14 protein-coding genes are annotated in these 12,467 nt (G+C 67.8%); 11 read left to right on the top strand and 3 right to left on the bottom strand.

Annotated elements, in window-relative coordinates; all coding sequences use genetic code 11:
• Positions 1-24 precede the first annotated feature (24 nt).
• From ACIBVN_RS07995 to ACIBVN_RS07985, 3 genes are read left to right on the top strand one after another with little or no spacing between them, the layout of a single operon-like run.
• Positions 25-2,619: a transglycosylase domain-containing protein gene (locus tag ACIBVN_RS07995; protein ID WP_397133872.1), complete on the top strand. Its 2,595-nt coding sequence runs from the start codon at positions 25-27 to the stop codon at positions 2,617-2,619.
• A complete protein-coding gene (locus ACIBVN_RS07990) occupies positions 2,616-3,938 on the top strand; it encodes a glycosyltransferase family 87 protein (RefSeq protein WP_397133870.1) in 1,323 nt (440 codons plus the stop codon). The genes ACIBVN_RS07995 and ACIBVN_RS07990 overlap by 4 nt, the downstream gene beginning before the upstream one ends.
• Complete coding sequence (locus tag ACIBVN_RS07985) at positions 3,935-4,999, top strand: mannosyltransferase family protein (RefSeq protein ID WP_397133869.1); 1,065 nt, start codon at positions 3,935-3,937, stop codon at positions 4,997-4,999. The genes ACIBVN_RS07990 and ACIBVN_RS07985 overlap by 4 nt, the downstream gene beginning before the upstream one ends.
• 63 nt (positions 5,000-5,062) lie before the next feature.
• On the opposite strand, the gene ACIBVN_RS07980 is transcribed toward ACIBVN_RS07985, so the two are convergent.
• A complete protein-coding gene (locus ACIBVN_RS07980; protein ID WP_397133867.1) occupies positions 5,063-5,806 on the bottom strand; it encodes a deoxyribonuclease IV in 744 nt (247 codons plus the stop codon).
• A 97-nt stretch (positions 5,807-5,903) separates the two neighbouring features.
• On the opposite strand from ACIBVN_RS07980, the gene ACIBVN_RS07975 reads away from it, so the two are divergent.
• Positions 5,904-6,083 (top strand): hypothetical protein, encoded by a 180-nt coding sequence (locus ACIBVN_RS07975; RefSeq protein WP_349447666.1) that lies wholly within the window; start codon positions 5,904-5,906, stop codon positions 6,081-6,083.
• A gap of 43 nt (positions 6,084-6,126) precedes the next feature.
• Here ACIBVN_RS07975 and ACIBVN_RS07970 read toward each other — a convergent pair whose 3' ends face one another.
• Positions 6,127-6,369, bottom strand: coding sequence for a hypothetical protein (locus ACIBVN_RS07970; protein ID WP_397133865.1), 243 nt, complete (start codon positions 6,367-6,369; stop codon positions 6,127-6,129).
• Positions 6,370-6,635: 266 nt separating this feature from the next.
• Here ACIBVN_RS07970 and rpsF point away from each other — a divergent pair, with 266 nt between their 5' ends.
• The 7 genes from rpsF to ACIBVN_RS07935 all read left to right on the top strand — a co-directional run bounded on the left by rpsF (position 6,636) and on the right by ACIBVN_RS07935 (position 10,934).
• A complete protein-coding gene (rpsF, locus tag ACIBVN_RS07965; RefSeq protein ID WP_080044189.1) occupies positions 6,636-6,926 on the top strand; it encodes a 30S ribosomal protein S6 in 291 nt (96 codons plus the stop codon).
• A gap of 79 nt (positions 6,927-7,005) precedes the next feature.
• Complete coding sequence (locus ACIBVN_RS07960; RefSeq protein ID WP_397133863.1) at positions 7,006-7,548, top strand: single-stranded DNA-binding protein; 543 nt, start codon at positions 7,006-7,008, stop codon at positions 7,546-7,548.
• Between the two features lie 63 nt (positions 7,549-7,611).
• On the top strand, positions 7,612-7,848 hold the full coding sequence (gene rpsR / locus ACIBVN_RS07955; RefSeq protein WP_020543048.1) for a 30S ribosomal protein S18: 237 nt from the start codon (positions 7,612-7,614) through the stop codon (positions 7,846-7,848).
• 14 nt (positions 7,849-7,862) lie between these two features.
• Positions 7,863-8,309, top strand: coding sequence for a 50S ribosomal protein L9 (rplI, locus tag ACIBVN_RS07950; RefSeq protein WP_397133862.1), 447 nt, complete (start codon positions 7,863-7,865; stop codon positions 8,307-8,309).
• Positions 8,310-8,432: 123 nt separating this feature from the next.
• Positions 8,433-9,332 (top strand): ABC transporter substrate-binding protein, encoded by a 900-nt coding sequence (locus ACIBVN_RS07945; protein ID WP_397133861.1) that lies wholly within the window; start codon positions 8,433-8,435, stop codon positions 9,330-9,332.
• A 10-nt stretch (positions 9,333-9,342) separates the two neighbouring features.
• The gene (locus ACIBVN_RS07940) at positions 9,343-10,194 is read left to right on the top strand and encodes an amino acid ABC transporter permease (RefSeq protein ID WP_397133860.1); all 852 of its coding nucleotides are present in this window, start codon (positions 9,343-9,345) and stop codon (positions 10,192-10,194) included.
• Positions 10,191-10,934 (top strand): amino acid ABC transporter ATP-binding protein, encoded by a 744-nt coding sequence (locus ACIBVN_RS07935; protein ID WP_397133859.1) that lies wholly within the window; start codon positions 10,191-10,193, stop codon positions 10,932-10,934. The genes ACIBVN_RS07940 and ACIBVN_RS07935 overlap by 4 nt, the downstream gene beginning before the upstream one ends.
• Here ACIBVN_RS07935 and ACIBVN_RS07930 read toward each other — a convergent pair.
• Positions 10,931-12,403 (bottom strand): APC family permease, encoded by a 1,473-nt coding sequence (locus ACIBVN_RS07930; RefSeq protein ID WP_397133858.1) that lies wholly within the window; start codon positions 12,401-12,403, stop codon positions 10,931-10,933. The two genes, ACIBVN_RS07935 and ACIBVN_RS07930, sit on opposite strands and share 4 nt — an antisense overlap.
• Between the last annotated feature and the right edge of the window lie 64 nt (positions 12,404-12,467).

Raw genomic sequence — 12,467 nt, 5'->3', positions numbered from 1 at the left:
CGTCGTTCCAGCTCATCCCGTTCTGTGCCCCAGGATTCTCCCCCGCAAACCGGCGAGTCGAGCTGGGGAGCGGCGCAGCCGCCGCGTCGTCCGGAAGCCGCCTACGAGCAGACCGGCGCCATGGCCGCGCAGCCGTACGACGACGCGCCGAGGCGCGGCGACGACCCGCCAAAGCGCGGCGACCAGCCGCCGCCGCGCTCGCGCGCCCGGCAGGACACGCGCACGGTGAGTAACCAGGAGACGATCGTCAGCGACGCGCCGCGGCGCTCTCGCAGAAGGGGCGAGGGCGGGCCGCCGGAGCCTCCTGGACCGCCGACCAAGAAGGACGGCGGCAAGGGCGGCTGGCGCAGGTTCGTGCCGAGCTGGAAGATCGTCGTGGCCGGCTTCGTGGTGCTCGCCGCCGGCCTCTTCGGCATGATCATGGTCGCGTACGCCAACACGCCGGTGCCTACCGCCGACCAGGCCAAGTCCGACGCGCTCGCGCAGCAGAGCACCATCTACTTCCGGGACGGCAAGCACGAGATCGCCAAGCTCGGCACGAAGCGCGAGATCGTCCCCATCTCGAAGATGGCCCAGACGGTCAAGGACGCCGCGATCGCCATCGAGAACAAGACGTTCTACGAGGACTCCGGCATCTCCATCTCCGGCATGTTCCGCTCGCTGTACATGACCGCGACCGGGCAGCAGCTGCAGGGCGCCTCGACGATCACGCAGCAGATGGCCCGCAACTACTACGACGGCCTCAACCGAGAGGTCTCGATCAAGCGCAAGGTCATGGAGATCTTCGTCGCGGTCAAGCTCGACGAGCAGTTGAGCAAGGACGAGATCCTGCAGAACTACCTGAACACCATCAACTTCGGCCGCGCCTACGGCGTCGAGGCCGCCGCCAAGGCCTACTTCGGCGACAAGGTCACCGCCGCGAAGCTGACGCCGGAACAGGGCGCCTACCTCGCCGCGCGCATCCAGCAGCCCAACTGGGAGCCCGACGCGCCCGCGCTCAAGGACCGCTGGAAGACCGTCATCGACTACATGGCACAGCAGTGGCCCGACCGGTACGGCAACCTCCCGCAGACCGCCAAGTTCCCCAAGGTCCGCAAGAACGACGACGCGAACGAGCTCGGCGGCATCAAGGGCTACATGGTGGTGCAGGTCCTCCAGGAGCTCAAGGAGCGCCGCGGCCTGACCCCCGACGCGGTCCGTAGTGGTGGATACCACATCACTTCCACCTTCGACCGGAAGCTCATGCTGGCCGCGCAGGAGGCGGTCAAGAGCACGACCAGCAGCATGAGCAAGGAGTACCACGCGGGGCTGGCCGCGGTGGATCCGAAGAACGGCCGCGTTCTGGCGTTCTACGGCGGCACCAACTACATCACCGACCCGTTCAACGAGCCCTTCGACGCCAAGAAGCAGGCCGCGTCCGCGTTCAAGCCGTACGTGCTGGCGGCCTGGCTGCAGGCCGGCTACTCACTCAAGAGTTACGTGCCGGGCAACGAGACGGTGCCGAAGGTGATCCCCGGCGTGCAGAAGGAAGGCATCAGGAACAGCCACAACGCCGGCAGGTCCATCGATGTGATCAAGGCCACCGCCGATTCGGTCAACACGGCGTACGTGTCGATGGCGTACAAGCTGCCCGGGCAGCTCGGTGAGTTGAAGAACCTCGTGGAGGCGGCGGGGTTCAACCAGGAGCGCATGGAAGCGGACGTCAAGGAGCACAGCTACCAGTTCGCCATCGGCAGCGCCCCGGTGACCCCGGTCGAGCAGGCCGCCGGTTACTCCATCTTCGCCAATGGCGGCAAGTACACCAAGTACCACGTGGTCCAGAAGGTCGAGCAGGGCGGCCAGGTCGTCTACGGCGAGCAGAGGGCGGCCAAGAAGATCATCGATCCCGCGGTCGCCGCCGACGCCACGGTCGCCATGCAGGAGGTGCTGCGCAGCGGTACCGCGCGGGGCAAGGGGCTGGGCACCCGGCCCGCCGCCGGCAAGACCGGCACGAACAACAACGAGAAGGAAGCCTGGTTCGTCGGCTACACGCCGCAGATCTCCGCCGCGGTCGGGTTCTACCGCGAGCAGTGCAAGACGAAGTCGGGCAAGGTCGTTCAGCCCATCCACTCCAACTGCCCGATCACTCCGCGCGGCAAGCCGAGCACCAGGTACAACGCGGAAAACCCCTACACCAGGCCCTACGAGGCGCCCCTGGGCTTCGAGGGCGCCGGTCCGCCCACGCTCACCTGGCAGAAGTTCATGCAGCTCGCTCACGAGGGCCTGCCGATCGAGCAGTTCCCGAAGCGGGCCGAGGTCGGGCTGCCCGAGAACATCGTGCCCAGCCCGACGCCCACGCCGAAGCCGGAGGACGAGAACCCGTTCGACAGCGGGGACGACCCCTTCGGCGACCAGAACGGCGACCAGGACTGCCTCATCGCCCCATGCGATGACGACGTGACCCCCACCGAAGAGCCCACCATCGACGACGGCGAACCCGATTTCCCGCAGACCGCCAACGGCGACGTGGCCGGTGGCACCAACGGCAACAACGGCAACGGTCACGGCAACGGTGGCGGGCGGCTGCCTGAGCCGAGATCCACGGGGTGGACGTCGATGGCCCGACCCGAGGACCGGTGACAAGCGTGGAGGTGCGCGCCCCCTTCGTGGCGCGCGCCGTGCCGTACCTACCCCTGGGGCTGATCGCGGCCCTGGGGGCGACCCTCGCGTACGTGGTGCGCCTGCCGTGCCGCACCGGCGGCTGGAACGACCAGGTCTCGACGTACACGAACTTCTGCTACACCGACATCTACCCCCTGTACTTCGACAGGGAGCTGGCCACCCAGAACCCTTACTTCGCCCAGGGCGTGCCGTTCGACAAGCAGGTCGAGTACCCGGTCGTGCTGGGCGAGGTCATGCAGGTGATCAGCTGGCTCGCCAGGGCGGTCACGCCCGAGGCCGCGCAGGCGGTCAGGTTCTACGACCTGACGGTCATCCTGCTCGGCATCAGCCTGGTCGCCGGCGTCCTGCTGATGGCCGCGGTGGCCGGGCCGACGCGGCGGTGGGACGCGCTCTGGTACGCCATCTCGCCCGCCGTGGTGCTGGCCGCCTACATCAACTGGGACCTGGTCGCCGGCGCGCTGTCGATGGGCATGCTGCTGGCCTGGGCGCGGCGCAAGCAAGTGCTGGCCGGGGTGCTGCTGGGGCTGGCCATCGCGACGAAGTTCTATCCCCTGATGTTCCTGGGCGCGTTGTTCCTGCTCACGTGGCGTACCGGGCGATGGCGACCGTTCCTGGTCACGCTGGCCTCGACCGCGGGCACGTGGCTCGTGGTCAACGTGCCGTTCATGCTCTTCGCGTGGGAGGGGTGGCGCAGGTTCTACGTCTTCTCCCAGGAGCGCGGGGTCGACTGGGGTTCGCCGTGGTTGTTCTTCCAGAACAAGGGGTGGCCCATCCTCGGCGAGGGCGACGTGAGCAAGCTGGGCATGGCCTCGCTGGCCATCCTGTGCCTGGGCATCGCCGTGCTCACGCTGGCCGCGCCGCGCCGGCCCAGGCTGGCGCAGATCTGCTTCCTGGCGCTGGCCGCGTTCATGATGACGAACAAGGTGTGGTCGCCGCAGTTCGTGCTCTGGCTGGTGCCGTTCGCCGTGCTGGCCAGGCCCAACTGGAAGCCGCTCGTGCTGTGGCAGCTCGCCGAGGTCTGGTACTTCGTCGCCATCTGGCTCTACCTGCTCTCCCAGCCGCCGCTCAGCAGGAGCGACCTCGGCATCGGTGACGACACGTACTTCACCGCCGTCTGGGGGCGGATCATCACGATCGGGATCATGATGGCGTTCGTCGTGCGGGACATCCTCCGTCCCGAGAAGGACGTGGTGCGCCAGGCCGACCTCGACGACCAGGCGGGCGGCGTCTTCGACGACGCTCCCGACCGGTTCACGCTGGCGTCCGTCGTTCGATGATCACCCGCTCGGCCGGCCGGGACGCGCTGCTGCTCTGGTTCGGCTCGCGGGCCGGGCTGCTGGTGGCGACGCTGCTCGGGACGGCGCTCGGCGCGTACGCCGGCAAGTGGCGCCAGTGGGACGCCGGGCTGTTCATCACGATCGCCCAGTACGGCTACGACGGCGAGCCCGGAAAGCCGGTGGACGACGGGCTGCCCGCGTTCTTCCCCGGGTTCCCGGTGGTGCTGCGGGCCGTGCACGTCCTCGTGCCGGACTGGGCGGCGGCCGGGCTGCTGATCTCGCTGGTTGCCGGGGCGGTGGCCATGGTGTCGCTGGCCCGGCTGGCCGAGCTCGAAGGCGCGTCCGGCTGGATGGCGGTACTGGGGCTGCTGCTCTACCCGATGGCGGTGTTCCTGGCGGCGGGCTACAGCGAGTCGCTCTTCCTGGCCTTCGCGATCCCGGCGTGGCTGGCCGCCAGGCAGGGGCTCTGGTCGGCTGCCGCGCTGCTCGCGGCGGGGGCCTCGTGTGTGCGGATCACGGGGCTGTTCCTCGCGGTCGCGCTCGTCGTGGAGTTCTGCACGAGCAGGGAGACCGTCCGGCGGGCCGGGTGGCTGGCCGTGCCCTTCGTGCCGCTGGTGGCGTACTCGTACTACCACTACAGCCGGTCGGGCGACTGGCTGGCCTGGAAGCACGCGCAGGAGGCCGGATGGGGGCGCGACTTCGCGTGGCCGTGGGACGCCTGGAAGACGACCTGGCGCTCGGCCATGGGCTCCGACGACTTCGCCGTGGCCTTCCGGATGGAGATCGCCGGCGCCGTGGTGGCGTTCGCGGTGCTGGTCTGGCTGCTCCTGCTGCGCAGATGGAGCGAGCTCGTCTACACGGGGTTGCAGGCGGCGGCGCTGATGACGTCGGCGTACTACCTGTCGATCCCGCGCTCGCTGCTGCTGTGGTTTCCGCTGTGGGTGCTGGTCGCGAAGGTCGCGACCAGGAAGCCGTGGGTGATGGCCGGGTACGCGCTGATCTGCGGGCCGCTCATGCTGCTCAACGCGGGACGTTTCCTGAGTGGCGCGTGGGCGGGCTGAACTCTATACCCGCTTCTTCGTCTCGGTAATCCAGGAAAGTTATCCACAGGCTGTGTGTATTTCCTAGAGGTTCTTCCGCAGGAACGCGATGTCGTCCGCCTGGCCCTCCGCGGGGGTCTCCACCACGATCGGCGCGCCGGCTGCCCGGCAGACCGCCAGGATCAGCTCGGAGTCGATCTTCCCCTTGCCCAGGTTGGCGTGGCGGTCTGCGCCGGAGTCGAAGTCGTCGCGCGAGTCGTTGCAGTGGACCAGGTCGATCCGTCCGGTGATGGCCTTGACCCGCTCCACCAGGTCGACCAGCTCCTCGCCGCCCGCATGGGCGTGGCAGGTGTCGAGGCAGAAGCCCACGTCGAAGCCGTCGAGCGCGTCCCACAACCGGGCGATGCGCTCCAGCTTGCGCGCCATGGCGTTGCCGCCGCCCGCCGTGTTCTCGATCAGCACGGGGATCGGGCACTCCATGCGCTCGAACACCTTGCGCCAGTTGTCGAACCCCGTCTGCGGGTCGTCGCTCTTGTTGACGTGGCCGCCGTGCACGACCAGGCCCTTGGCGCCGAGGCCCGCGGCCGCCTTGAGGTGCTGCTCGAGCAGCTTGCGGCTGGGGATCCTGATGCGGTTGTTGGTGGTGGCCACGTTGATCAGGTAGGGGGCGTGGATGTAGATGTCGACGCCCTCGACCGGTTTGGCGGGCAGCACCGGCTTGTTGTAACCCTGGGGATCGCCGAGGAAGAACTGCACCACCTCGGCCCCCACCTCCTCCGCGTGAGCGGCGGGGTCGTCCTGATCGACATGAGCTCCGATGCGCACCATAGTCCCCGAGCTTACGGCCTGCATGACCGGCGAAGCGCGGTTTGCCGGGAGCGCGTCAGGGCAGTCGGCTGGCGCCCCCTACGCGAGGAGAAGCGACATGGCACGCTGGCGCTGGCGAGCGCTGATCTTATTGATCTACGTCGTGATCGGGCTCTACGTGGCCTGGGTGTACGACTACATCACCCCCGGCCTGCTCAGGGACGTCGCCGAGGCGTTGCTGGCGGTGTTCCTCTGGTTCCTGGTCCTGCTCGGAATAGACCTGCACATCGGCAGGTGAGCCGCATATCGAACGGCCCCGGGAGGTATGCCGGGGCCGTTGCTCATGGATGGGGAAGGAAACCGCCGTGGGCGATGCCGAGGGCAGCCCCCACGAACGACCCGACCAGGCCGATGATGTTGAGCGAGCGCTGCGGCGTGGTCGCCGACACGTACTGGGAATAGAGCCCCACGCCGAAGCCCAGCGTGCCGAACCACGACGAGATCGGGTGGGCGGAGACCCAGAACGTCGAGACGAAAGCCACCACGCCGCAGGCCAGCGCGGCCACGGCAAGGCTGTTTTCCACAGGGTGAGACTGTCCGTCGGTGTTGAGCGTCAGCCTGAACCGCTCCTTTTCGGAGGGTTGAAGCACGTGTGGCACTGCCACCACCCCCTAGGTTTCCTAAAGGCCTTCCCACGTACTCGCGGCTGGTAACCTGAGCAAGCTGCGTTGTGATGGGTGATCCATCGCCCCGAGGTGCCGAAAGGGGCGCCACGGGCACAGACGTCAGCGTCCTCCTGTCACGGCAGAGTGTCGTGACCGCAAGAGTCCAGAGGAGGTTGGAGTCCCGCATGCGTCGTTACGAAGTAATGGTCATTCTGGACCCTTCGCTCGATGAGCGCACCGTCGCGCCGTCCCTCGACCAGTTCCTCTCCGTGGTCCGCAACGACGGCGGCACCGTGGAGAAGGTCGACGTCTGGGGCCGTCGCCGTCTCGCCTACGACATCGACAAGAAGTCGGAAGGCATCTACGCCGTCATCGACCTGTCCGCGGAGCCCGCGACGGTCAAGGAGCTCGACCGGCAGATGAACCTCAACGAGGGGATCCTGCGCACCAAGGTCCTGCGTCCGGACGTGCACTAACTCCCGGTTTTTTGTCGGGGAAGCCCCGTACTCTGAGCCGTAACCCAAGCGAAGGCGTGCAGGAAGGCGAGCGCTAGCCATGGCAGCAGGCGACACCGTAATCACCATCGTCGGCAACCTCGTCGACGATCCGGAGCTGCGCTTCACCCCGACGGGTCAAGCGGTGGCTCGATTCCGCATCGCGTCCACTCCGCGGTTCATGGATCGCCAGACCAACGAGTGGAAAGATGGCGAGAGCCTCTTCCTGACCTGCAACGTGTGGCGCCAGGCGGCGGAGAACGCCGCCGAGAGCCTGCAGCGCGGCATGCGGGTCATCGTGCAGGGGCGGCTCAAGCAGCGGTCCTACGAGACCAAGGAAGGCGAGAAGCGCACCGTTTACGAGGTCGAGGTCGACGAGGTCGGCCCGTCCCTGCGTAACGCCACCGCCAAGGTCAACCGCACCTCCCGTCAGGGTGGCGGCGGCGGCTTCGGCGGCGGCCCGGCCGACGACCCGTGGGCCTCCGCGACGCCCGCCCCGCCCCAGGGCGGCGGCGGCGGTGGTGGCGGCTACGGCGGCGGCCAGCAGGGTGGCGGCGGCTTCGGCGGCGGCGGTGGCGACTTCAGCGACGAACCGCCTTTCTAAAACCTGTCCACAAGCCCGAGTCCATTCCCGCCCGGAAGGCGGGGCTCTGAAAGGAGCACCACGATGGCTAAGCCGGCACTGCGCAAGCCGAAGAAGAAGGTTTGCCTGTTCTGCCACGACAAGATCTCCTACGTCGACTACAAGGACACGGCCCTGCTGCGGAAGTTCATCTCCGACCGCGGCAAGATCCGTGCGCGCCGGGTGACGGGCAACTGCACCCAGCACCAGCGCGACGTGGCGACCGCGATCAAGAACGCGCGTGAGGTGGCCCTGCTGCCTTACACGAGCACCGCGCGCTAAGGAGGCCTGTCGATATGAAGCTCATCCTCACCAACGAGGTCTCCGGCCTCGGCACCCCTGGCGACGTCGTCGAGGTCAAGGACGGCTACGGCCGTAACTACCTCATCCCGCGCGGCTACGCCATGCGCTGGACGCGCGGCGCCGAGAAGCAGATCGAGACCATCAGGAAGGCGCGCGACGCGCGCGAGATCCGCGACCTCGGCACCGCCAAGGAGGTCGCCGGCCAGCTCGGCGCCCTGCGCGTCCGCCTGTCCACGCGCGCCGGCGAGTCCGGCCGCCTGTTCGGCTCGATCACCACGGGCGACATCGCCGAGGCCGTCAAGGCCGCCGGCGGCCCGGTGCTCGACCGCCGCCGCATCGAGATCGTCAACCCGATCAAGAGCGTCGGCTCCCACCGCGTCACCGTCAAGCTCCACCCCGAGGTCTCCGCCTCTGTGGACATCGAGGTTGTCCCGGCCTGACGCCGCTCAAAAGCCCCCTCCCTTTCCGGAGGGGGCTTTTGGTTGTTCCGGATCGCCCCCGCCTCGGATGATTTCCGTGGTCAGGGGTACCCTCGGCGTAATTTCCTATTCGAGCATCGTAGAATGCCTTCGTTCTTTCGCGCTTTCCCCCTGGAGGCTCTGGCCATGGCCCGTCCCCTCATGCTGCTCGCGCTGGCCGTGGCGCTCGTTGGTTGTGCGCCCGTGGACAACACGGACAGCACGGCCAGTACTGCCGCGTCCCCGTCCACCGCCTGCACCAAAGAGCAGCTCAAGCTCGTCACTCCCGGCAAGTTGACCATCGGGACCGACAAGCCTGCCTACGAGCCCTGGTTCAAGGACGACGATCCCAGCAACGGGCAGGGGTTCGAGAGCGCCGTGGCCTTCGCCGTGGCGGGGGAGCTGGGCTTCGACCGTACCGAGGTGCAGTGGAACACGGTCAAGTTCGACTCGGCGTTCGCGCCCGGCGAGAAGCAGTTCGACTTCGACGTCAACCAGGTGTCCATCACGCCCGAGAGGGCCAATGCCGTGGACTTCAGCAAGGGCTACTACGCCGTCAAGCAGGCCGTTGTCGCCATCGACGGGAGCAAGTTCGCGGGAGTGAAGAGCCTGGCCGAGCTCAAGGACGCGAAGGTCGGCGTACAGGTGGGCACGACCTCGTTCGACGCGGTCAAGAACGTCATCAAGCCCGCCGCCGATCCCAACGTCTACAACGAGCAGATCGACGCCGTCAACGCGCTGAAGAACAAGCAGGTGGACGCGCTGGTCGTGGACCTGCCGACGGCGTTCTACGTGACGGCAGCGCAGGTCGAGAAGTCCAAGATCGTGGGGCAGTTCAGCTCGACGGGTGGCACGCCCGAGGAGTTCGGGCTGGTCATGGAGAAGGGCAGCGCGCTCAAGCCGTGCGTCGACAAGGCCGTGGACGCCCTGAAGTCGAAGGGCGAGCTGGCCAAGATCGAGCAGCAGTGGCTCGGCTCGGCCGCGGGCGCGCCAGAGCTGAAGTGAGCGCGCAGCGGTGAGTGAGCACGCCCAGGCGTGGGTCAAGTCGGAGCGGCAGCTCCAGCGGGAGCGGGTACGCAGGTCGTACGCCCGCCGCTCCGCCTCGATCGCGACGGGTTCGACGATCGTCTTCATCGTGCTGGTCGTATGGGTCGTCACCAACTCGCCCGGCTGGCCCCGTGTGCAGGAGAAGTTCTTCAATCCCGGGGAGTTCGCCGCGGCGCTGCCCGACGTGCTGAGCGGCTTCCTGCTCAACATCAAGATCTTCCTGATCGCCGAGCCGCTGATCCTCGTCGTCGGGCTGCTGGTCGCACTTGCCCGGGGGATCAAAACACCGGCGTTCTTCCCGATCCGGGCGCTGGCCACGCTCTACACCGACGTCTTCCGCGGCGTGCCGACGATCCTGGTGATCTACCTGGTCGGGTTCGGTCTGCCCGCCCTCCGGTTGCAGGGCATCCCGACCGACCTGGCCACGCTGGGCATCATCGCGCTGACGCTCTCGTACGGCGCCTATGTGGCCGAGGTGTTCCGCTCCGGCATCGAGTCCATCCACCCGAGCCAGTTCGCCGCGGCTCGCTCGCTGGGGCTGAGCCACATCAAGACCATGCGGTTCGTGGTGCTGCCGCAGGCCACCCGCAGGGTCGTGCCGCCGTTGCTGAACGACTTCGTCTCGCTGCAGAAGGACACCGCCCTCGTGGCCACCATCGGGCCGCTCGAAGCGCTCAGGCAGGCGCAGATCCACGTGGCCAGCACGTTCAACTACACGCCCTACCTGGTGGCCGCGCTGCTGTTCATCCTGCTCACCATCCCCATGGCCAGGTTCACCGACCACCTGGCGGACCGTACGCGCAGGAGGCGCGGGGCATGAGCCTTTTGACGATAGAGGGGGTGTGGAAGAACTTCCACGGGCACAGCGTGCTGCGCGGCATCGACCTGGAGGTGCACCCGCACGAGGTGGTGAGCCTGATCGGGGCCTCCGGCTCGGGCAAGTCCACGCTCCTGCGCTGCGTCAACCTGCTGGAGACCGTGGACGACGGCGCGATCTTCCTCGACGGGGAGGAGATCACCGATCCGCGCATGAAGGTGGACGACGTGCGCAAGCGGCTCGGCATCGTGTTCCAGTCGTTCAACCTGTTCCCGCACATGACCGTGCTGGAGAACATCACGCTGGCGCCGCGCCAGGTGCACAGGGTGGCCAGGGCGCAGGCCGAGGAGCAGGCGCACGACCTGCTGGCCAGGTTCGGGCTGGCGGACAAGGCGAAGTCGTACCCCGACCAGCTGTCGGGCGGGCAGCAGCAGCGGGTGGCCATCATCAGGGCGCTGGCCACCCAGCCCAGGCTGATGCTGCTGGACGAGGTCACCTCGGCGCTCGACCCCGAGCTGGTGATGGAGGTGCTGGGGATCATCAGGGAGCTCAAGGAATCGGGCATGACGATGATCCTCACGACCCACGAAATGAGCTTTTGTCGCGACATTTCGGACATGGTGTGCTTCCTCGACGGTGGCGTGCTCCTCGAGAAGGGACCCGCCGAGAAGATGTTCACCGATCCGGAGCACCCCAGGACCAGGGAGTTCCTGCGGAGCGTGTTGCAGTCGGGCCGGTTCTAGCGCCGGTGGCGCCCGCGGGCCGGCTCGACCGGGTCGCGGGGCCGGGCCAGCAGGCTGTGGCGCCGGCCGTACACGAGGTAGACGAGCAGGCCGAAGGCCATCCACAGGGCGAACCACGCCCAGGTCACCACCCGCAGGTTGACCATCAGCCAGAGGGTGGCCACCAGCGACAGCCCCGGCAGCAGCGGCGAGAGCGGCACCGTGAAGTCCCGCTCCAGGTGCGGCATGCGCCGCCGCATCACGATCACCCCGGCGGCCACGAACGCGAACGCGAACAGCGTCCCGATCACCACGAGCTCCTGCATCGTGAGCACCGGGACGAACTCGGCCAGCACGATGGCGACGAACCCGATCACCAGCGTCACCCACGACGGCGTGTGATATCTGCGGCTGACCGAGGCCAGACGGCGGGGGATCAGCCCGTCGCGGGCCATCGAGAACAGCACCCGCGTCTGCCCCACGATCAGCACCATGATCACGGTCGTCAGCCCGAGCACCGCGCCCACGTCGATGACGTGCGCCATCCAGTCCACGCCGACCGCGCGGAAGGCGCTGGACAGCGGATCCGCCACCGAGATCTTCGTGTACGAGACCATGCCCACCATGACCAGCGCCACGGCGATGTAGATGATCGTGGCGATGACCAGGCTGCGGATCATGCCCTTGGGCATGGCCTTGGACGCGTTCACGGTCTCCTCGGCGGCGGTCGCGACGACGTCGAAGCCGATGTACGCGAACGCTATGGCCGAGGCTGCCGCGAAGATCCCGAACCAGCCGAACACCTGGCTCTGCCCGAAGAGGACCTCCAGCACGGTCGCGGGCGGCGTCGGGAGCGTCTCGGGCGGGACGTGGAAGTCGCCGAAGTTCGCCACGTGGATGTGCGGCAGGCCGACGACGATGACCGCGCCGATGGCCAGCAGCTTGGCCGACACCATGACCCACAGCGCGCGCAGCCCGACCCGTGCGCTCAGCGCCACGACGCCGGTGAGCAGCACCAGGATCACGAGCACGAGGACGTCGCCGACGAGCCGCTCGTCCGGCACGCGTACCCCGAAGTTGGAGATCGCCCTGACCGTGATCGTGGCCCACGCCCTGGCCACCACGGCGACGGCGAACTGCAGCTCCAGGATCAGCGCCCAGCCGATGATCCACGCCCAGACCTCGCCGAAGATGACGTACGTGAAGGTGTAGGCACTGCCGGAGGTCGGCATCGTGGACGACAGCTCGGCGTAACACATGCAGGCGAGCAGGCAGGCGATGCCCGCGATCATGAAGGAGAGTATGACGCCGGGCCCCGCCGTGGTGGCCGCCTGCCGCCCGGCGATGGAGAAGATGCCCGCGCCGATCATCACACCGAGCCCGAGCACCACCAGGTCGGCCGGGCGGTAGAGCTCGGCCAGGCTGTGTCGGGCTCCTGTGCGTAACCCGGTCGCCTCAGAGGGCGGGAGCCGTCGCAGAATCGTCGTCAAGGAACACCCCGCTCAGGGAACTCCTGACAATCCTGAACAACACCAAGCACGAAGGGATCACGGT

This window comes from Nonomuraea sp. NPDC049400 (genome assembly GCF_044466425.1).
In the GTDB taxonomy this organism is placed as follows: domain Bacteria; phylum Actinomycetota; class Actinomycetes; order Streptosporangiales; family Streptosporangiaceae; genus Nonomuraea.
Note: the sequence above shows the minus strand (reverse complement) of the source record. Positions and strands in the feature narration are given on the sequence as shown.

Excerpts from the sequence above, each read along its gene's own strand:
- ACIBVN_RS07985 (WP_397133869.1), top strand. The coding sequence starts at position 3,935 with ATGATCACCCGCTCGGCCGGCCGGGACGCGCTGCTGCTCTGGTTCGGC.
- ACIBVN_RS07980 (WP_397133867.1), bottom strand. The coding sequence starts at position 5,806 with ATGGTGCGCATCGGAGCTCATGTCGATCAGGACGACCCCGCCGCTCAC.
- ACIBVN_RS07975 (WP_349447666.1), top strand. The coding sequence starts at position 5,904 with ATGGCACGCTGGCGCTGGCGAGCGCTGATCTTATTGATCTACGTCGTG.
- rpsF (WP_080044189.1), top strand. The coding sequence starts at position 6,636 with ATGCGTCGTTACGAAGTAATGGTCATTCTGGACCCTTCGCTCGATGAG.
- ACIBVN_RS07960 (WP_397133863.1), top strand. The coding sequence starts at position 7,006 with ATGGCAGCAGGCGACACCGTAATCACCATCGTCGGCAACCTCGTCGAC.
- rpsR (WP_020543048.1), top strand. The coding sequence starts at position 7,612 with ATGGCTAAGCCGGCACTGCGCAAGCCGAAGAAGAAGGTTTGCCTGTTC.
- rplI (WP_397133862.1), top strand. The coding sequence starts at position 7,863 with ATGAAGCTCATCCTCACCAACGAGGTCTCCGGCCTCGGCACCCCTGGC.
- ACIBVN_RS07945 (WP_397133861.1), top strand. The coding sequence starts at position 8,433 with ATGCCTTCGTTCTTTCGCGCTTTCCCCCTGGAGGCTCTGGCCATGGCC.
- ACIBVN_RS07935 (WP_397133859.1), top strand. The coding sequence starts at position 10,191 with ATGAGCCTTTTGACGATAGAGGGGGTGTGGAAGAACTTCCACGGGCAC.